The sequence below is a fragment of the Anaerostipes amylophilus genome (assembly GCF_025567365.1).
Classification (GTDB): Bacteria; Bacillota; Clostridia; order Lachnospirales; family Lachnospiraceae; genus Anaerostipes; species Anaerostipes amylophilus.
Map to the genome: position 1 here is coordinate 276,540 of NZ_JAOQJG010000001.1, position 19,862 is coordinate 296,401.

17 protein-coding genes are annotated in these 19,862 nt (G+C 36.2%); 5 read left to right on the forward strand and 12 right to left on the reverse strand.

The annotated features are described in order from the left end of the window. Positions 1-166 precede the first annotated feature (166 nt). From OCV53_RS01385 to OCV53_RS01395, 3 genes are read right to left on the reverse strand one after another with little or no spacing between them, the layout of a single operon-like run. On the reverse strand, positions 167-1,333 hold the full coding sequence (locus OCV53_RS01385) for a hypothetical protein (protein WP_022375578.1): 1,167 nt from the start codon (positions 1,331-1,333) through the stop codon (positions 167-169). 44 nt (positions 1,334-1,377) lie between these two features. Next, a complete protein-coding gene (gene queF, locus OCV53_RS01390; protein ID WP_022375577.1) occupies positions 1,378-1,875 on the reverse strand; it encodes a preQ(1) synthase in 498 nt (165 codons plus the stop codon). Next, positions 1,872-4,739: a bifunctional diguanylate cyclase/phosphodiesterase gene (locus OCV53_RS01395; protein ID WP_055196345.1), complete on the reverse strand. Its 2,868-nt coding sequence runs from the start codon at positions 4,737-4,739 to the stop codon at positions 1,872-1,874. The genes queF and OCV53_RS01395 overlap by 4 nt, the downstream gene beginning before the upstream one ends. A gap of 193 nt (positions 4,740-4,932) precedes the next feature. On the opposite strand from OCV53_RS01395, the gene OCV53_RS01400 reads away from it, so the two are divergent. Continuing rightward, a complete protein-coding gene (locus tag OCV53_RS01400) occupies positions 4,933-5,526 on the forward strand; it encodes an NUDIX hydrolase (protein WP_022375575.1) in 594 nt (197 codons plus the stop codon). 58 nt (positions 5,527-5,584) lie between these two features. On the opposite strand, the gene OCV53_RS01405 is transcribed toward OCV53_RS01400, so the two are convergent. Both OCV53_RS01405 and OCV53_RS01410 read right to left on the reverse strand, forming a co-directional pair. Next, entirely contained in the window at positions 5,585-8,125 is a 2,541-nt protein-coding gene (locus tag OCV53_RS01405; RefSeq protein WP_055196346.1) for a heavy metal translocating P-type ATPase, read from the reverse strand. Continuing rightward, a complete protein-coding gene (locus OCV53_RS01410; protein WP_022375573.1) occupies positions 8,109-8,501 on the reverse strand; it encodes an ArsR/SmtB family transcription factor in 393 nt (130 codons plus the stop codon). The genes OCV53_RS01405 and OCV53_RS01410 overlap by 17 nt, the downstream gene beginning before the upstream one ends. Before the next feature lie 280 nt (positions 8,502-8,781). Here OCV53_RS01410 and OCV53_RS01415 point away from each other — a divergent pair, with 280 nt between their 5' ends. After that, complete coding sequence (locus tag OCV53_RS01415) at positions 8,782-10,068, forward strand: homoserine dehydrogenase (protein WP_022375572.1); 1,287 nt, start codon at positions 8,782-8,784, stop codon at positions 10,066-10,068. 364 nt (positions 10,069-10,432) lie between these two features. Here OCV53_RS01415 and OCV53_RS01420 read toward each other — a convergent pair whose 3' ends face one another. The 4 genes from OCV53_RS01420 to OCV53_RS01435 all read right to left on the reverse strand — a co-directional run bounded on the left by OCV53_RS01420 (position 10,433) and on the right by OCV53_RS01435 (position 14,253). Then, positions 10,433-10,930 (reverse strand): tRNA (cytidine(34)-2'-O)-methyltransferase, encoded by a 498-nt coding sequence (locus tag OCV53_RS01420; protein ID WP_022374384.1) that lies wholly within the window; start codon positions 10,928-10,930, stop codon positions 10,433-10,435. An 18-nt stretch (positions 10,931-10,948) separates the two neighbouring features. Next, on the reverse strand, positions 10,949-11,947 hold the full coding sequence (locus tag OCV53_RS01425; protein ID WP_022374385.1) for an AIR synthase family protein: 999 nt from the start codon (positions 11,945-11,947) through the stop codon (positions 10,949-10,951). A gap of 2 nt (positions 11,948-11,949) precedes the next feature. Continuing rightward, a complete protein-coding gene (locus OCV53_RS01430; protein ID WP_055196347.1) occupies positions 11,950-13,425 on the reverse strand; it encodes a VanW family protein in 1,476 nt (491 codons plus the stop codon). 120 nt (positions 13,426-13,545) lie between these two features. Further along, entirely contained in the window at positions 13,546-14,253 is a 708-nt protein-coding gene (locus OCV53_RS01435) for a 3'-5' exonuclease (RefSeq protein WP_022374388.1), read from the reverse strand. Positions 14,254-14,433: 180 nt separating this feature from the next. Between OCV53_RS01435 and OCV53_RS01440 the strand changes: the two genes are divergently transcribed. The 3 genes from OCV53_RS01440 (at position 14,434) to OCV53_RS01450 (ending at position 17,548) form a co-directional block, all read left to right on the forward strand. Continuing rightward, the gene (locus OCV53_RS01440; RefSeq protein WP_022374389.1) at positions 14,434-15,306 is read left to right on the forward strand and encodes an HAD-IIB family hydrolase; all 873 of its coding nucleotides are present in this window, start codon (positions 14,434-14,436) and stop codon (positions 15,304-15,306) included. Positions 15,307-15,411: 105 nt separating this feature from the next. Next, positions 15,412-16,293, forward strand: a complete 882-nt coding sequence (locus tag OCV53_RS01445; RefSeq protein WP_055196348.1) for a Cof-type HAD-IIB family hydrolase — start codon at positions 15,412-15,414, stop codon at positions 16,291-16,293. A 157-nt stretch (positions 16,294-16,450) separates the two neighbouring features. Continuing rightward, positions 16,451-17,548, forward strand: a complete 1,098-nt coding sequence (locus OCV53_RS01450) for an iron-containing alcohol dehydrogenase family protein (RefSeq protein WP_055196349.1) — start codon at positions 16,451-16,453, stop codon at positions 17,546-17,548. A gap of 184 nt (positions 17,549-17,732) precedes the next feature. Here the strand turns inward: OCV53_RS01450 and OCV53_RS01455 are convergent, their stop codons facing one another. Genes OCV53_RS01455 through OCV53_RS01465 form a run of 3 tightly spaced genes read right to left on the reverse strand, consistent with a single transcriptional unit; the run spans position 17,733 to position 19,857 of the window. Further along, complete coding sequence (locus OCV53_RS01455) at positions 17,733-18,422, reverse strand: triose-phosphate isomerase (protein WP_055196350.1); 690 nt, start codon at positions 18,420-18,422, stop codon at positions 17,733-17,735. A 15-nt stretch (positions 18,423-18,437) separates the two neighbouring features. Further along, entirely contained in the window at positions 18,438-18,959 is a 522-nt protein-coding gene (locus OCV53_RS01460; RefSeq protein WP_022374393.1) for a YjbQ family protein, read from the reverse strand. A 22-nt stretch (positions 18,960-18,981) separates the two neighbouring features. Continuing rightward, a complete protein-coding gene (locus OCV53_RS01465; protein WP_055196351.1) occupies positions 18,982-19,857 on the reverse strand; it encodes a class II fructose-bisphosphate aldolase in 876 nt (291 codons plus the stop codon). Between the last annotated feature and the right edge of the window lie 5 nt (positions 19,858-19,862).

Sequence of the window (19,862 nt, forward strand, 5' to 3'; positions counted from 1 at the left end):
AAAATACCGCACCAGCAATTCGCTGATGCGGTATCTATTTTCAAAAAGAGAGGATTAAAAAATATATATGAAAAACTATGTCTTTATTATACCAGTATTCTCTCTTCATTCAATATTCTGTTTCTAAACATTTCTAAAGAAATTATAAACAAATGTGAAGGAATTATTATTTCACATATTTTACCTGATATGCTCCTGTTGTACTCTTGCTGTATCTCTTTACTCTGATATAATAAGTTCCTTTTGGTGCTTTAAGGTAATAACGTGTTCCATTCTTTATATTTTTTGTTTTAAATCTCGCTTTTCCTGATACAGTACAATAAATTGTTCCTGAACTTCCAAGACTCGTTACATCAATATAAGTTGTACGTTTCTTACTTACCTTAATCTTGTACCAATGTTCTTTCTTTACACTGTCTGTTGTTAAAAATGTCTGTTTTTTGTATTTCTTTCGACTAATTGTTTTAGCTTTCTTCTTTGATGTTCCATAAGAAGAATTTGCTGCAACCTGTCTATATGCTGCCCCAATAACACCACTTTGATATGTAGATTTCAGTACAACACGATAGCTTCCTGCTGGAAGTCCATAAACTGAATTATAATTTCTGCTTTCTGTTGTGTACTGTGAGGATGATACAGTTTTCCATGATGAACCTGATTTTTTCTGAACATAGTTTGTAATACCATATGTTTTACCGAAATTAGTTGGATTTACCCATACACCCTGTAGTCCTATAATCGCTATACCTCTTTTACTCACTTTAAAATACTGGTAGCTGTTTTTTCCTGTTCCACCAATCATGATTACCTTAGAGCCTAATGTACGATTATTCTGATTTGGATATAAGGACAAAGAAATGTTTGCTGTTCCTTTTACTACATCCTTCGTATATAAATGATATGTTCCTGGTTTCATATTTGCATTATATAATAACCCATTTGTTGATCCCATAATATATTGATAGTTAGCATCACGTACTACAAAATCAACTCCAAATGCTGCAACAAGTGTACCTGCATTTTTAATAGTGATCGTTCCTATATCATTCCCATTCTCCAAAGTTACACTTTTAACTGCTGATTTTACTGATGTGTTCCATATTGTTGGCACTGTCACATTATTCAGTTGAACTGCTGTTCTCGCCTGTGCTTTGCTTTTTGTATTTTCACTAGTTTTTGTCTGCTGTAAATTTACAATCTTTGAATTCTGGACTGACTGGATTTTTGTTGTCACTTCCGCCTGTTTTGGTGCCGCACTGACAAACACTCCACCTGTTGCCATTACAATCGAAAGTGCGCTGCAAAACACTCCCTTTAAAATTTTCTTCCTCATAACTTTTCCTCCTTGATCTTGACCGTTAGTTCGTTTACATGTTCCTAGCGATTATCGATCTTCTCCGGATACAGATCATGGTTAGATAATCTGTTCCATGCAACTTCCTCCCATTTTGTTCCTGGTTTTCCATAGTTGCAGTATGGATCGATAGAAATACCTCCTCTCGGTGTAAATTTTCCCCATACTTCAATATATTTTGGATCCATCAGTTTGATCAGATCCTTCATGATGATATTCATGCAGTCTTCATGAAAATCTCCATGATTTCTGAAACTATATAAATACAATTTCAGTGATTTACTCTCTACCATGCGTTCCCCTGGTACATAAGAGATGTAAATTGTTGCAAAATCCGGCTGCCCTGTGATCGGACACAGACTTGTAAACTCTGGTGCATTAAATTTTACAAAATAATCATTATCTGGATGTTTGTTCTCAAATGTTTCTAATACTTCTGGTGCATAATCATCCGGATATTTTGTTTTCTGGTTTCCTAACAGTGTGATTCCCTCTAATTCCTGGCCTTCTCTGCCGCTCATATTGTTATTCCTCGCTTTCGTTTTTCATTATCTAAGGTATCTCTTAGGATTTTTTGTCTGTTTGGAGGTATTGCCCCCCCCTTGGAAATATTTTCCGTTTGCAAAAGTTTATCATAATCTTCTTCTTTCAATGGTTTTGAATACCAATATCCCTGTATCTCATCACATCCGATCTGTTTTAAGATCTCAATCTGCTGGTCTGTCTCCACACCTTCGCAGATTATCTGATAGCCGAGGTTCCTTATCATATCAATCAAATGTTTCAAGAAATAAATTCCCCTGTCTGATTCCAGACAGCTTGTGATAAAGCCACGATCGATCTTAATGACATCAACCGGAATATCTACGATCGTATTTAAAATAGAATACCCACTTCCAAAATCATCCATTGCTGTCTTAATACCATGCAATTGGAATTCATCAAATAATTCTCTGACACTTTCATATTCTGAAACAACTGCCGTCTCTGTAAGTTCAATCTCTACCAATGATGGATCAACGTCATACTTCTTAAGTATATCCATATAAAGCGTAATCGTCTGCGAATCCATAGCATGCAAGCTTGATGCATTGATTGAGATCGGTACCTGATTTCTGCCTTCTTTCTGATTCTTCGCAAGATATTTGACAACTGTTTCAAATACATAAAAATCAAGTTCTACGATCTTACCATTATTCTCGTATACTGAAATAAAAGAATCTGGACTTAACACTTCTCCATTCTCCCTTTCCCAGCGGATCAGAGCTTCTGCTCCTGTGATCTCACGATTCTTAATCGAATATTTCGGTTGGAAGTATACCTTAAACTGATGTTGTTCTATTGCTTCTTTCATCTCATTAACGATCTGATTCTCCAGCGTTCTTCGTTTCTGCATCTCATCATCATAAAATCTAACACTGCATTTACTGTCGTTATCTACCTTCTGCCTTGCATAGTTTGCTACATCAATTGCATATGATGCACTCATGCATTCTGGTGTCACATAGTATACACCAGTTCTTAATGTAACATTAGATTGTGGAAAACGTTCTTTCTGCCTGAGCATAAAATCTATATTCTTCTGTTCAATTTCTTCAATAAGTTTCTCATATTCATCTTTTTCATATCTGGCTGGACGAAACATCAAAAACTGATCCGATACAACTCTTGTAAAATAAAGGTTATGCTTATCTACTATCTTACTGATGATCGAACTACAAAAATCCTTAAGTAGCTGATCTCCAACTGTATATCCGTATTTATAATTAAAGTATTTAAAATTCTCGAAATCTGTATAGATCATAAGATAATTATTGGTCTTATTTGAAAGAATGATACGTTCGATTTCTTCATGAAATCTTTCAAAAGAGATCAATCCCGTCAAAGTGTCATGTTCCATTCTGGTAACAGCACCTTGATATGCATGATTCATAATCTCATTCTTGGCAAAATGAGTAGAAATGATCTTGGTCACTTCTGATATCTGCTTTAACATCTCATTGGACCAGTTTCTCTTTTCCTTGCACACAACATAGGAAATAGCTCCTGTATAACGTCCTTCACAATACATTGCGGCATATATTACGGTCTTTGCATCTCCCTGCATCAAAAGTTTCTGTGCCCCCGGTGAATATTCTTCCATATCATCATATTGAAGAACAATGATCCCATTCTCTCCATAATTATTAAATAATGTAAGAAAATCTTTCTTATCAAACTTATTAATTTCTTTTAATACTTTTGGTATTCCTTTCTTATTCCATTGATAATCTGAATAAACTTCCTGATTCTTAATATCAGCCCGTATAACTGTAATACGATCAAGTCCAACCCTTGTTCCGATCACTCTCATCAATAGATTCACTGCCGCATCGAAATTGCTGGTCTTCTCAAAGATTTCAAATGCTGTTGCTACGATATCATTTTGAAAATATCTTGCATCCAATTCTTCTTCATATTCTTCATGTTCTGTCGACATCATAGTAAAATGCTGCAGGCTATCACAATAGACATAACAATTCCTTCCTCGTTCTTTTGCCTTATATAAAGCTATATCTGCATTCTCAAATAACTGATCATAACTATATCCTGATATATTCTCTGGAAGATAACAAACACCTGCACTGCATGTAAACCTACAATCATTATCCTCAAAGCTTATATTTCTAATGTTCTGCATCAGTTGAACATTCTTTCTTACAAGTTCAATATTTGAAATATTTGCAATAAATATAACAAATTCGTCACCACCTGCTCTTACAAGCACACTGTTTTTATCACTAAATAATTTCTTTAACAGATCAGTTAAACTAAGTATGATTTTATCTCCAAACAAATGCCCATAATGATCATTCACTGCTTTAAAATAGTCGATATCTAATAAGATCATCCCGCACGCTTCAAATGGATTCTTACTATTTAAATACCTATTGATCAGCATCTTTCCATATATCTGATTATAAATACCTGTCAGAGGATCTTTCATTGCTTGTTCTTTAAGCATCTTCTCATGTTCTTTCTGTTCTGTAATATCCTTTGCGTTTCCTACCAGGATTGTCTTGCCTGTTGCTTCATCTACAAACTTTGTTAATTCTAATAATGTATGAGAGATTGTCCCATCTTTTTCAATCTCACGAATCTCGACTGGGTCTTCTTTCACTTCCATATATAACTGTTTTACTTTTTCTCGGTCATCTGGATGAATCTTACTCTTATGGTCGATGTACTCCATATAATCTGTTACTGTTCTCTTAATATGAAACTTATCATCATAAACTACAAGCTTATCTTCATCTACAATATATTCGAACAATTGAATCCGAAAATTCTTCAAAACTGTTGCCAATTTCTTCTGCTGATCTTCATTGACTTGTAATATCTCCATCTTGTATCTCTCCCATTTTATAGTCTGGTAATGACATTTTCTTTATAATAAAAATATACAATGAATCCCATTGAAAGACAAGCTTATTTGTCTGCTTTTTTCTTTAATTGACTTTTTCCCTCATTTCCATATAATAAAATATATTAAAAATATTCATGAAGGAAAACGTGATTTTAGATTCTAGGAGGTTTTTATGTTCGATCATTTAAACACTCGAATTCCTAAAAGAATCGAGCAAGAAAAAGAAAAAGTATCCGTTGTCTTGATCCCTCTGATCAAAAAAGACGGTAAATATCATATCCTGTTCGAGATCCGTTCAAATAATCTCTCACACCAGCCCGGAGAGATCTGTTTTCCAGGCGGCAAGAGAGAATCTCTGGAAACTTCCTTACAGACAGCCGTTCGTGAAACATGTGAAGAACTTCTGGTTTCTGAATCTGACATTCAAGTCTATGGTTCTTTAGATTATTTTCTTTCTCCTGCTGGTATGCGTATTGATGTATATCTTGGAGAGTTAAGAAATTATAATGGGCAGTACAGTATTGATGAAGTTTCAGATATATTTATGGTGCCTTTAGAATTCTTTCAAAATACACTACCAAAACGATATTATAATAATGTACAAATGCAGCCAGAACATGATTTTCCATTTGACAAAATTCCTGGAGGCCGAAATTATCCTTGGGCAAAAGGTAAATATGAAGTATTGTTTTATGAATATGAAAATCACATAATCTGGGGTATCACAGCAAAAATATTATTCCATAATATAAAATTAATCCAGTAAGACATTTTGTTATCCTGTCTTACTGGATTATTATTTTTGATTGATTTTATTTCATTTCTTAAGATTGTATTTTTAAAGCTCTGATCGAATTCAATACACAAAGCATTGCTACTCCGGTATCCGCAAATACTGCCATCCACATATTAGCAAATCCAAGTAGTCCAAGTATCATGACAAGAGCTTTCACAACTAGTGCAAATACGACATTCTGCCATGCAATACGACTTGCTTTCTTGCCAATGGCAATCGCCTGTGGAATTGCTTCTACACTTGATGTCATAAATACAACATCAGCAGCTTCAATTGCTGCATCAGCTCCACTTCCCATAGCTACTCCACAATCTGCTCCTGCAAGGACTGGAGCATCATTGATGCCATCTCCAACAAACATAACAGCTCCATGTTTTGTTCTCTGTTCCTGAAGTTTTAAAAGCTTTTCATCTGGTAAAAGTTTGGAGTAAACTTCATCAATTCCCGTTTCCTCTGCAATTGCATTTGCAGCTGATTCAGAATCTCCAGTCAGCATAACCGTGTGGAGTTTCTGTGCTTTTAAAGATGCAATTGCGGATTTTGCATCATCTTTTAGTGTATCAGCGATCACAACAGCTCCGATCAGCACTCCGTCTTTTGCCAGAAATACTTCTGTTCCATAAGATGTTGTTTCTTTATATTCTCCTGCAATGTGATACTGATTCATTAATTTTTTATTACCTGCTAAGACTTCAGATCCATCAAGTTTGATCACAGAACCATGTCCTGCAATTTCTTTTGCGCTTTCTGCTGTTTTATAAGATATATTTTCTTCTTTTGCAGCTTCCATAATACTCTTTGCGATTGGATGAGTTGAAGATTCTTCACAGGAAGCAGCCAAGGATAACAATTCATTTCTTGTAACATCTCCAAAAGTAACAACATCTTGTACCTTAAAGTTTCCTTTTGTGATCGTTCCTGTTTTATCCATAACCACAGAAGTAATATCTTTCAATGTTTCTAAAGCCGCTCCTCCTTTAAATAAGATACCGATCTTAGATCCTGCTCCAATTCCTGAGAAGAATGCAAGCGGTACACTTAAAACAAGTGCACATGGACAACTGATCACAAGAAATGTGAGTGCTGTATACACCCAGTGTGTCCAGTTACCTGTTATGATAGAAGGAATGATTGCTGTCGCCAATGCCATAAATACGACAAATGGTGTATATACACGGGAAAAACGTGTAATAAAGCGATCCATTTTCGGCTTGCTGGCTGCTGCATTTTCAACTGAATCCATGATTCTTGTAACCATAGATTCTTCCAACACTTTTTCAACTCTGATCTTGATAACTCCAGAAGTATTTAGACATCCAGAAGTTACTTCCGTTCCTTCAAAACCAGATATCGGCACTGGTTCTCCTGTTACAGGTGATGTATCAATCATTGTTTCACCATCGGTGATCACTCCGTCCAAAGGAATACGATCTCCCGGACGTACTAATAGAATATCTCCTATCTCTGCTTCTTCTGCATCGATCACTGAAACATCTCCGTGTTCATTCACAAGATTTACGACTTCAGGACGCATATCGATCACATCCATGATCTGTGAGCGGCTTCTCTCTACTGCTTTCTCTTCGAATAATTCTCCAATCCGGTAAAATAACATAACTCCTACCGCTTCGGCATACTCTCCAATACCGAACGCCCCGATCGTTGCGATACTCATCAAAAAGTTTTCGTCAAAAACTTGCCCTTTTGAAATGTTTCTTAACGCTGTCCATACGATTTTAATACCTAGGATTAAATATGCCAATAAAAAACATGCTGTACTGTATACTGGCTTAGACGATTCAAAGATTTTTCCAGCAATAAATAAAACAATTCCTATTCCAAGTTCCAAGTATTCTCTATTATCTTCAGAGTTATTTTTCGCTTTTTTTGCTTCCTTTTGTGCACGTACTGTGTCCTCACGAATAACAACTTTAACATCTGGTTCAATGGATGTACAGATCTCCTGAATCTGTGGAAGTAATGCCTTTGCATCATCAGACCATACACGTAACTGTTTCGTTGCAAATGTCAGGTTTACTGCCTCAACTCCTGGCAAATGTGAAATCTGTTCTTCCATTTTACCTGCACAATGTGCACAGCCAAGTTTCTCAACAATAAATACCGTTGCCTTTCCATTTCCCTGGCGTTTTGTTGCTGCAGCAATTGTCCCCTCGTCATCATCATCGTCATCACAACAGCCGCAATCACAGTGATCTTTGTCATGATGATGGTGATGTTCATGATCATGGTGATGTTGGTGATGGTGATGTTCATGACCTTCATGTTGACTTTCGCAACCACATCCACAGTGCTCTTCATGAACTTCTTCATCTTTTCTTTTCTTAGAAGATTTCTTTAAAACTTCCGTTACAATAACGTCTGGTTCAATATCCGTACAAATCTTCTGGATCACTGGAAGAAGATCTTCACTGGAAGTTTCAACATACATCTTCTTCATTGGAAATGAGAGATTTACACTTTCAACTTCTGGAAGTTTCCCGATCTTTTCTTCCATCTTGCCAGCACAATGAGCACAACCAAGATTTTCAAACTCATATGTCCTCTTCATACATTCCCTTCCTTTCAAATACTGTCTTCAACAGATCAGAAACTAACGCCCCGTCTGCCGTATCAGCAATTGTATAATGTACTTCTTTCCCGATTCTTCGACTTGTGATAACACCCAACTGCTTTAATGAACGCAGATGATGTGAAACAGCTGGCGGACTCATCTCAATCGCTTCAGCAATATTTCTGACACATACCTCGCGATGATATAAAAGATATAAAATACGAAGTCTTGTGCTGTCACTTAAAAGCCCAAATAAACTAGCCGTTTCTATTGCAAATTCTTCTGGCGGGAGAACATGTTTTAATTCTGTAACATCACAACCATGACCATGAATATCTATGGATTGAATGTTATATTTCTCCGTTTTATTCATAAAAATTCCTCCTTCAATTAAACGTTTGCTTAATTGTTTATGTCTTTAATATAATACAGATCTATAAGGAAATCAACTATTTTGAAAAAAATTTTCAACTATTTTTTCAAAACAGATTTTCTGAGAAATATGGTAGTTTTTCCTAACCAATAAACAAAAAAATATAGGATAATCAAGTGAATTATGATATACTAAAAATTACTTATACAAATTTATTCGATCAAAAAGATCAAATTTAGATAAAATAATCACAAAAACAAATCAGAAAAGGAAGTGTATCATGGAAGAGTTTAAGAATATCAAAATAGCCCTTTTAGGTTCTGGAACAGTAGGAACCGGAGTGTACAAACTGATCGAACGCCAGAAAGACGAATTACCTCATAAGATCGGTGCTAATCTTTCTGTAAGCAAAGTTCTAGTAAGAGATAAGAATAAAAAAAGAGAGGGTATTAATCCAGAACATCTGACTGATCAGTGGGAAGATATTATTACTGACGATGACATTCAGATCGTCGTAGAAGTCATGGGTGGAATCGAACCAGCTCGTACCTATATCACACAGGCCTTACAAGCAGGCAAGAATGTAGTCACAGCCAATAAAGATTTAATGGCAGTTCATGGTGGCGAATTATTGGATATCGCAACAGAGAATGGATGTGACTTATTATTTGAAGCATCTGTAGCCGGAGGAATTCCAATTATTCGTCCTTTAAAACAGTGTCTTGCTGGCAACTATATTTCAGAAGTCATGGGTATTGTAAATGGAACAACAAACTTTATCCTTACAAAAATGACTCATGAAGGAATGGAATTTGACGAAGCATTAGCTCTGGCAACAGAACTTGGTTATGCTGAAGCTGATCCAACAGCTGATATTGAAGGATATGACGCAGGACGTAAGATGGCGATCATGGCATCTATCGCATTCAACTCCCGCGTTACCTTTAACGATGTATACACAGAAGGTATTACTAACATTACAGCAAAAGATATCAAATATGCTGAAGCAATGGGATGCACAATCAAACTTCTTGGTGTAGCTAAGAATACAGATACTGGAATCGAAGTTCGTGTTCACCCAATGCTGATCCCTAGCGATCATCCATTAGCAACAGTTAATGACTCTTTCAATGCCGTATTCGTACATGGAGATGCCGTAGATGACGCAATGTTCTACGGAAGAGGTGCTGGAGAACTTCCTACAGCAAGTGCTGTCATGGGAGATATCATTGATGTTGCACGCAATATCCAGTTTTACTGCAACGGAAGAATTCATTGTACATGCTACAAGAATCTTCCGATCAAGAAGATCACAGAAATTGAAAGTAAATATTTCATGAGACTTCTTGTAGATGACAAACCAGGTGTACTTGCTCAGATTGCATCTACATTAGGTAAGAACAATGTAAGTATTGCACAGGTTATTCAGAAGAATAAGATTGAAGATCAAGCTGAATTAGTTGTAATCACAGATCTCGTTCTTGAGCAGAATTTTGCAGATGCTTTAGTTGAGATTAAGGGAATGGATCATACTCGTGAAATTTCTACTGTGATTCGAGTATACTAAATTCTGATTTGATAGGCTTTCGTATATGTGACAAAAATAAGATAAGAATCAATATTTAAAACAACTGGTGGCAACACGCAGATTTTAAGAGCATTTTTTACAAATCGCCGATCCGCGCCTGTTCCTTTGATAACTCACTGGCTGCGAACCAAAATGTCCGCAGCTACGTTCAAACAATCAACCACAGGGCGCTGCGAATTTGTAAAAAACGCACTTAAAATCTGCTAATCGTTGCCACCAGTTGTTTTAAATATTGATTCTTATCTTATTTTTGTCACATAAAACAGAAGATCAAAGAAATATCATCTGTCTTAAAAAATTCTAATTTATAACCAATACCATTCTCCAACCACAACTTAAAATTCTACCAATGATAATGATGCAGCTGTCCTTCCATCTGGAATGCTTCAAATCCTTGATGTCTCAGCACTTCATAGGCTACAATTGCAACTGAATTGGACAGATTTAATGATCTGATATGTGGCAGCATTGGAATTCTGATTGAGGTTTCTTCATAGTCTAATAGAATCTCTTCTGGAATTCCTGCACTCTCTTTTCCGAACATGATGTATACATCTTCATCTTCTTCATATGCGGGTGCTGAATACACATGTTTAGCTTTTGTTGTTGCCATATAAATCTTTGGATTATCATTCTTTTCCAGGAAATCTTCAAAATTAATATATGTGCGGACATCTAATTTGTCCCAATAATCAAGACCTGCTCTCTTGATCATCTTTTCATTTAAACGGAAGCCAAGTGGCTCGATCAAGTGCAGGACTGCACCGCATGCCACGCAGGTTCTTCCGATATTTCCAGTGTTTGCCGGCATTTCCGGCTCATGTAATACTATATGAAGCATTATTAACTCTCCAATCTTTTAATTTCTATTATTCTCAGAATATATTTTGTATAACTCGTCCTGTCTAGGTGCTTCTAAGTTGGCTGCCTTTCCCTGGCGATAGATCACTTTATCTCTGGAATCTGTTGTATGACCAATAATCGTTGCTTTGATACCTGCCTGTTCCAATTCATTTACTAATGTTCTTCCATGATCTGTTGTGATCAGCATAGAACCACTTGAGATCAACTGGTACGGATTCAGATCGTATCTTTCACAAAATTCGATTGTATGCTGTCTTAATGGAATATCTTCAATACAAACTTCGACTCCGACACCAGATGCCTTAGATATCTCCCATAGTGCACCATATATGCCGCCTTCTGTGATATCATGCATGCAAGATGCATATTTTCGTGCGATCAGTCCCTCTGGCACCACAGAAATATCATTCAAAAATGCTTTTGCATCTTCAATGAATGTATCAGAAAACCATTCTTTTAATTCATCTTCTTTTTCATTTGCAATGATCCCTGTTCCTTCCATTCCAAGATATTTTGTCACAACAATATCCTGACCTGGTTTTGCACCTCCCGATAAGATCAGTTCATCTTCTCTGACCTTTCCGATTCCTGTCACAGATAATACAGGCTGTGTTACCGCAGCTGTGATCTCTGTATGACCTCCAAGTACCATAATATTTAACTTTTCACATTCTGTATTGATCTGCTGCATCATCTTCTTAATCTGTACTTCTTTGATCATCGGAGGTAGAAGTGCTGTCACCATAAGACCGATCGTCTCTGCTCCTGCAGATACAAGATCATTGGCAGTTACATGAACTGCTAGATTCCCAATCTCTTTCACCGCTCCTGTGATCGGATCTGTTGATGTAACAAAAACTTCTCCTTCCTGAAGTTTTAATGCTGCACAATCTTCTCCGATCCCTGGTCCGACAAGAACTTCTTCTCTTCTTGTATGCAATTGTTCAAATACTACTTTCTGCAATGCAGATTCTGATAATTTTCCTATCTTCATATTTAGTTTCCTGTACTTTCTCCAGATTTTGCAGTAGAAGATTTTTTCGTTGTTGTTTTCTGTGCTGTCGTTGATTTTGCAGCAGTTGTCGTTTTACTCTTTGAATCGTTCTTCTTATCTTTCTTGTCGTTTTTCTCTTCTATTTTTTCTGCTTTTTTTGTTCCAACACGATACACTGTTGGTGTTGACATATATGTGGATGTATTGAACACTTTCTTTGATACCTGTTTTCCATTGACCTTTACGATCTTCCATAATCTTGCACTGTATCCTGTATGTCCATAACTTTGCACAACCTTCTGTCCTGCTGGAAGTGTCGCATCTTCTACTGTACTTTCTGTACTTTCTTTGATATTCGTTGTCTCAGATAAAAATTCAACTGTACGCTTTGGATCTTTCTTCTTTCCATATATTGTGAATGTGATCGTTGATCCATTAGCTTTACCTTCAATATAAATTGGTGTATCAAATGTATTCTTGAATTTCATATCTTTATGTGTTCCTGCGATCGCAGCATCTGCTGATCTTGGTACATAATGAACAGTCATGGAATGTGGAAATCTCTCTACGATCTTTAATTCTGCACGGATTACCGCATTATATAATGTTGTAGAAACCTGACAGATTCCACCACCATATGTCTGAACTGTCTGTCCATTCTCGTAAGAACCAGCAAGTGCATATCCATTTTCTTTTGTAAATGGTGATACAGTCTTATATACAGATAATGTTTCTCCAGGATACACAATGCTTCCGTTAATCTTTGATGCACCATTCGCAACATTCACTTTACGTCCATATGGAGAACCTCCATATTCTGTTGTGTACGTGCCTAATACATCTTTGATCTGTGCCATATCTTTTGATGTGTATTTTGCTTTTTGCTTAACAACATCTAATTTGGCTTTTGATTTACCAGATTCTACAGATTTCTTAAAATTTGCAAATGTTTCATCCATATTCAGTGTATAGCCTGTCTTTTCTTTCACTACGACAAACTTTCCATTCTTATGTTTAACACTCGCATTTCTTGGCTCTGTGATAATCTTTTTTGTTGCCTTCTTGACATTCTTCTTAAACTTGGCTTTGTCATATTGACGATATACTCTAAGTTTATGTTCTTTTTTCTTGGAATCTGAGTACTGCTCAAAGATTGTTCCTGTTCTTCCAAGTGCATATGCCTCTTCCACTGTCTTATCGGCATCTGCCATAGCTCCTAATGATTCGATTTTCACATCTGTCTTCTCCTCGTCTACATATAACGTGATATTCTCTTTGTGAATCTCTTTCATATGGGATTCAATTAATTTCTTTGCCTCAGCTTTCGTCATTCCTCCAACAGACATTCCATCGCATGTAACACCATTTAAGATTTTTCCATCTTTTACTGCACTGTTTACCTTATGATTCATATAGAAAAATCCGCCCGCTGCCAAAATAACGATCACAGCAATTGCAATAATTATCTTTTTCTTCATTATGTCTTACTTCCTCTCAAAAATTCTACAGTTACATCATCAGGTATCCGGCTACCATTGTTCCAACCATAACGATGATCAGAAGAATCGCAACTACAGATACAAAAAATCTTTTCTTCTTCATTTCTTCATCACTCCATAATTAAATATAATATGATCAATCTTCTTTGATGCTTCTCTTTGTGTCATCTGATCAACATCAATCTTCTCCACTATCGCATGATATGCTATCAACTGCGCTAAATATTTCTTTTGTTTTGCTGTGGCAGGTCGTTCTTTCTTGACCTTGTATTGAAGCTGTCTTGGCATAAATATATCTTTCTCTTCTGGAAATTCTTTCTTCATCTGCTCAAATACAACTGCCGTTGCCAGTGCATCATCATAAGCCCTGTGTGCTGCCTGATTCACATAATGGTAATGTGCACACAGTGTTTCCAGTTTCTTGTTCTCAAGCTCACCTAACAGTTTTCTGGCCACTTTCAGCGTGTCAACTCCCTCTCTCTCAAAGTTATGCTTAAATGAAGCTGCTGCCTTCTTCATAAATTTGTAATCAAACATTACATTATGACCAAGAACCGGAAAATTCCTGCTAAATTCCAAAAATCCCTCAACACCTTCTTTCAGTGAAATTCCTTTCTTCAGCATATTCCTGTCGATTCCTGTTAAATTGATAATAAAATCACTGACCTCGATCTCTGGATGAATGATACAGTTATATTTTCCACTGATCTTCCCATCTCTGACCTTAACAGCCCCTATTTCAATGATCTGATCTCTCTCCAATGACAAACCAGTGGTCTCAAGATCAAATGCAACATAATCCTTCATTCGTAGTTACCTCTGAGAATATTTATACAATATTTCTGTTCAATATTATATATTTAGTTTTCATGCTATTTCCTTATTATACACAAATCAACTTTTAGCCTCAACCCTGTTTTTTACTATATTTTTGTCCTTTTTTATGATACGATGATTTTAAATATTAAAATAAAGGAGGACAGCAAGATGATTCAATTGATCGTTTCTGATCTTGACGGAACACTGCTTAACAGTGACCAGCAAATAACCAAACGCACAATCCGTGCGATCAAACAACTTCAAAGAAAGGGTGTTCGTCTTTTGATCAACACGGAGATGAATTATTTTGACACCCAGCAGATTCTTGAAACATACGATCTTCAATGTGATATCGCTTGTTTCGGAGGTTCCTGTATCTTTGATTCCTATGGAAAACAATTGCATGCTTCTTACATTCCTTCTGAGCGAATTCCAGAAATGCTTCGTATCTTTGGATCTTGCCGTACATTTTATGAAATCCACAGTGCGAATGGATTATGTATTCTTGGTTCCAAGACTGGATATAAAAATTATCTTAAAAATGAAGTGATTCCTTCTATTAAAAAAGAATTTCCTTCTTTGAAGATTGAATCTGATACTTATATTCAAAATCGTATCATTCATGCACATTTTTATGATAACAGCAGACTTCTTCTTGATGAAAATCCTCAGATCATTAAGATCTCCACACAATCACCAGATGTTGAGAAATTGAACACCCTTACAAATACTCTTCACACTCAGGTTCCTGACTTTGCAGTATCATCCCATAGCCCATATCGTCTGGATGTCACTGCAGTCAATGCTTTAAAAGGTGCTGCAGTCAATTTCTATACATCTCTTTATGATATTTCTCTTAGAAATACCATGATCATTGGCTACAGTGAAAATGACTATTCCATGCTTGGACTACCTTATATAGAAAGCATTGCAATGGGAAATTCTGCTGATATCATCAAAGATATCTGTCTCCATCACACTGCAAGCAATGATGATGATGGTGCTGCGATCGTATTCGAGCAGGTTCTTTCACAGCAGTAATTTTATCTCTCATTTATATTTTACAAAATTTAAATGCTATATAAGTTCTAGTTATGATACTATAAAACCATACAAAATTTTTACCCAATATTAGGAGGCTATCACATGATTAAATTAATTTCATCCGATATGGATGGTACTCTTCTTAACAGCTATCGACAGATTACCCCAATAAATATCGAAGCGATCAAAAAAGCACAAGAAAATGGTATCAATTTTATTATCAATACAGGCCGTGAATATCCAAATGCTCGTGCTCTCATTGAAGCTGCCGGATTAAAATGCGACTTGATCTGCAGCAATGGTTCCTGTGCATTTGATAAAGATGGAAATCTTTTATTTGAACACGAAATTGACAAAGAAACAATCCACAAGATTTTTGATGCATTTAATAAATACTCTATGGAACCATCTTTGTATACAACCGAAGGACGTATTTCTCTGCTTCCATTAGAAGAACGTAAAATCTACACAAGAGATGTATTTATCCCTGCAATTCAGATCAATCATCCTGATATGAAATATACCCTTGATGATTTCCGTGAACTTGTAGACAATGTTATCTTTGTTGATGGACAAGAAGCTTTATTAAACAGCGATCATCGAATTTTAAAGATCTCATCAAACTCCACAGACCATGAAGCATTAAAGAAATTGAGAGTCGAACTTGAAAAAATTCCTGGACTTGCTGTTGTTTCAACTGTTCCGACAGATATCGAAATTACTTCTATACATGCCCAGAAAGGAAGTACCTTGTTAGACTATGCAAAAAGAGACGGATTAACTCCTGATGAGATCGTTGCGATCGGTGACAGTGAAAACGATTATTCTATGCTATCCATTCCTGGTATCCATTCTGTAGCTATGGAAAATGCCTGCGATATGATTCGCAATATCTGTGTCTATCAGACTCGTGCTAATACTCGTGACGGAATTGCTTATATTATTAATTGTATTTTAGCAGACCGAGAAAATTTTACTCTATGATTTCATAAAGATTATTAAGTTGCATAGAAATCAACTTCGATTCATCCATGTTTAAACTTCTTCATGAATCAGAAAAAGAACAGCAATTCTTTTGCTTTTCTAAAAACAGAAGACTATAATAAAGACAATATAAATGAAAGGAAGGCCACGAAACATAATGAATTATTACAGTGTAAATTTACCAAGCTATACAATCGGAGAAGGATGTTATAAGGAAATTCCTCATACAACCAGATTTTATGGAAAGACAGCGGTTGTGATTGGTGGAAAGATTGCCATGTCTAAAGCAAAGGATAAGATTTTGGAGGGAATTAAGGGTTCTGATGTAGAGATTCTTGATTTTATCTGGTATGGCGGTGATTCCACATATGAGAATGGTAATGCACTAATCGATATGGATGTTGTCAAGAAGGCTGATATGATCTTTGCAGTCGGTGGGGGTCGTGCCTGCGATACTTGTAAATATGTTGCAAATGAAATGGATAAACCTCTATTTTGCTTTCCAACAGTGGCTTCTAACTGTGCATCTGTTACAGCAATTTCTGTTATTTATAATCCTGATGGATCATTTAGAGAATATTATTATCCAAAGAATGCAAACCATACATTTATCGAATCGTCTATTATCGCAGACTCCCCAGAAGAACTGTTATGGGCTGGTATTGGAGACGCGCTAAGCAAAGAATGCGAAGCTGTTTTTGCATCAAAAGAAGATGAATTATCTCATACTCCAATGATGGGTGTTCAGTTAAGTAAAATCTGTACTACTCCTTTAGTTGAGTATGGAAAAAAAGCTTTAGATGATCTGAAAGCAAATAAAGTATCTTACGAATTAGAACAGGTTGCTTTAGATATCATTATCAGCACAGGTTTAGTATCTAATATGGTAAGTGCTGCACCAAAATACTACTATAATTCAAGTCTTGCACACTGCGTATATTACGGATCAACTGTAACAAAAGGCGGTGAAAAACATTTACATGGTGAGATCGTATCACTTGGAGTTCTTTGTCTGCTTACATTTGAAAAAGCTTATGAAGAAAGAGAACGTATTGCGAAGTTTAATAAAAGTATGGGATTGCCTGTATGTTTTGAAGATATTGAGATCACAGAAGACGATTTCGATGCTATGGCAGAGAAAGTCATGACTACAACAGAATGGGAATTTCGACCTAAGAATGCTGGGGTTACGAAAGAAAGTTTTATTGAATGTATGAAAGAAACTGATGATTTTGGGAAGGCATTAAAATTGTGATTTATGATTGTAGGCTTTCGTATATGTGACAAAAATAAATAAACGATCGGAAGAGCAGCATTAGAATTTTGCCACGTTTTTTGCGAATTCGCAAAAAACGTGAGTAAAATTCTCTAGCTGCTCTTCCGATCGTTTATTTATTTTTTATCATATACTCAAAATCTACAGTTGGCCAATTACAAAATTAAAATTTCTCATTCTTCGCTTTAACAATAGCCTCTGCCATTTCCTGTATTCTCTGTGCTGGAGATGGTGCGTTTAAGATTCCAGAAGTTGCTCCTGTTCCGTCTGCTCCAAGTTTTACAACATTGTAGCAGTCTTCTGCTGTGCTGACTCCTGATGCGATCATAACTAAAACATCTGGATTGACTTCGTGAAGTCCTTTGACTGTTTCAATTGTATAAGAATCGTCTGCTACCTTACCTGTACCGATCAGATCTGTTGGCTCTGCTAATACGATATCTGGATCCATACATGCAACTGCTTTTGCTTCTACTGTTGAATCTGCACAAACGATCGTGATCATTCCAAGTTCTTTTGCTCTTTTGATCGTTGCATATAATTCAGATACTGTTTTCTGGTTTTCTGCATGATTTAAGAATACAGCTTCTGCTCCTGCTTCTTTTAAAGATTCTGGAAGTACATGTCCCATTCCTCGTCCTGGTGTTAATGAATCCATAGACTGTGCACATACAATCAGGTTTTCTGTATTTTCTTTGATCAGTCTGATATCTGCATATGGGCATGTAAAATAAATCTGAAGTCCTGTTTCTTTTGCTGTCTTGTCTGCTGCTTTTGCTAATTCTAAGCTTTTTTCACCATATAAATAAGATTTAGGATTAACAATTAAAAATGGAGATTCTGCTTTTGCCATTTTATCTTTTTCCCCCTATTCTCCGATTACGATGATCTTACATTTTCTTGTTCTTTCTCTTGTTCTGTCAAAGTCTACAAAATATACATATCCTGTAGCTCCAACTCCTAATTTTCCTTCGTCAACTTCTAATGTTGCACTGGAACCGATCAGTGTTGATCTTAAGTGGGCATCACCATTAAATAAAGCTGTTCTATCTCCGTTTGGAAGATATGTATCTGCATCTGGCCATGATTCTACAGCCTTATAATGTTCTTCTCCTGGATAATTATACTGATCTGCACTTACATGATCAGGAATAATCTTCTTTAACACATCGTTCAAATCTTCCTGTAAGAACTCATCTCCTGCTTCATTATAATCATGTACAAATTCTTCAAAAAATACAGAACATGTTGTATGTGGAGAAATGACTGTACAGATTCCATTCTGGATTCCACTTTTTTCGATTGCTTCTCGAACCTGTGGTGTGATATTTACATATGTTGGAGTTTTACCATGTGATTTTAATAAGATCGTTTCTTTATAAACTGCCATTTTTACGCCTTCTTTCTTTGAACTATTTGATTTTCTGGAATACTTTGATCGCACGTTTTACATCTTCTTTGATTGCTTCTGTCGCAACTAATGACATAGAATCATAGAATAATGGTTTGCTGTCGTCAGCCCAGTATTCTTTTGATGCTTTTCCACCTGCTGTATTCATGTATGTATAATAGTTCACTTTACAAATACCATTTTCAATTGCTACTGCATAGTCTTCATCTGATACACCAGAACCACCATGCATAACAAGTGGAATATTTGTTGCTTCACGAAGTCTTGCGACTCTTGGAAGATCTAATTTAGGCTCTGTAAGATATACACCATGTGTTGTTCCAAATGCAACGGCAAGGCAATCTACATTTGTCATTTCTACAAATTTCTTTGCAACTTCAGGATCTGTATAGATGTTATCTAAATCTTCATAATCATCTGTACTATCAGCTCCTGCACCTTCACCCTGTACGACTTTTGATGTAAAGATATGACCGAGTTCAGCTTCTACGCTTGCTCCTACTGCATGTGCGATCTTAACGATCTCTGCTGTTTCTGCTGCGTTTTCTTCGAAAGATTTTGCTGATGCATCATACATTACAGAAGTAAATCCCAGTCTTAATGCCTGTACGCATCTTTCAAAACTTGAACCATGATCTAAATGTAATGCCACAGGAACTTTCGCTCTCTCGGCATAATATTTCATAACAGGTCCAATTTCTTCTAAATCGATCAGATCATCATGACTCTGTGCATGCTGTAAAATAACAGGTGCATTTAATTCCTCTGCTGCCTGTATGATTCCTCTGATCGCTTCTAATGTTGTTCCGTTAAAAGCACCAACTGCTTTATGTTCAACCTTTGCCTGGTCAAGTAATTCTTTTAATGTTACCAACATCTATC

Excerpts from the sequence above, each read along its gene's own strand:
- OCV53_RS01385 (WP_022375578.1), bottom strand. The coding sequence starts at position 1,333 with ATGAGGAAGAAAATTTTAAAGGGAGTGTTTTGCAGCGCACTTTCGATT.
- queF (WP_022375577.1), bottom strand. The coding sequence starts at position 1,875 with ATGAGCGGCAGAGAAGGCCAGGAATTAGAGGGAATCACACTGTTAGGA.
- OCV53_RS01395 (WP_055196345.1), bottom strand. The coding sequence starts at position 4,739 with ATGGAGATATTACAAGTCAATGAAGATCAGCAGAAGAAATTGGCAACA.
- OCV53_RS01400 (WP_022375575.1), top strand. The coding sequence starts at position 4,933 with ATGTTCGATCATTTAAACACTCGAATTCCTAAAAGAATCGAGCAAGAA.
- OCV53_RS01405 (WP_055196346.1), bottom strand. The coding sequence starts at position 8,125 with ATGAAGAGGACATATGAGTTTGAAAATCTTGGTTGTGCTCATTGTGCT.
- OCV53_RS01410 (WP_022375573.1), bottom strand. The coding sequence starts at position 8,501 with ATGAATAAAACGGAGAAATATAACATTCAATCCATAGATATTCATGGT.
- OCV53_RS01415 (WP_022375572.1), top strand. The coding sequence starts at position 8,782 with ATGGAAGAGTTTAAGAATATCAAAATAGCCCTTTTAGGTTCTGGAACA.
- OCV53_RS01420 (WP_022374384.1), bottom strand. The coding sequence starts at position 10,930 with ATGCTTCATATAGTATTACATGAGCCGGAAATGCCGGCAAACACTGGA.
- OCV53_RS01425 (WP_022374385.1), bottom strand. The coding sequence starts at position 11,947 with ATGAAGATAGGAAAATTATCAGAATCTGCATTGCAGAAAGTAGTATTT.
- OCV53_RS01430 (WP_055196347.1), bottom strand. The coding sequence starts at position 13,425 with ATGAAGAAAAAGATAATTATTGCAATTGCTGTGATCGTTATTTTGGCA.
- OCV53_RS01435 (WP_022374388.1), bottom strand. The coding sequence starts at position 14,253 with ATGAAGGATTATGTTGCATTTGATCTTGAGACCACTGGTTTGTCATTG.
- OCV53_RS01440 (WP_022374389.1), top strand. The coding sequence starts at position 14,434 with ATGATTCAATTGATCGTTTCTGATCTTGACGGAACACTGCTTAACAGT.
- OCV53_RS01445 (WP_055196348.1), top strand. The coding sequence starts at position 15,412 with ATGATTAAATTAATTTCATCCGATATGGATGGTACTCTTCTTAACAGC.
- OCV53_RS01450 (WP_055196349.1), top strand. The coding sequence starts at position 16,451 with ATGAATTATTACAGTGTAAATTTACCAAGCTATACAATCGGAGAAGGA.
- OCV53_RS01455 (WP_055196350.1), bottom strand. The coding sequence starts at position 18,422 with ATGGCAAAAGCAGAATCTCCATTTTTAATTGTTAATCCTAAATCTTAT.
- OCV53_RS01460 (WP_022374393.1), bottom strand. The coding sequence starts at position 18,959 with ATGGCAGTTTATAAAGAAACGATCTTATTAAAATCACATGGTAAAACT.
- OCV53_RS01465 (WP_055196351.1), bottom strand. The coding sequence starts at position 19,857 with ATGTTGGTAACATTAAAAGAATTACTTGACCAGGCAAAGGTTGAACAT.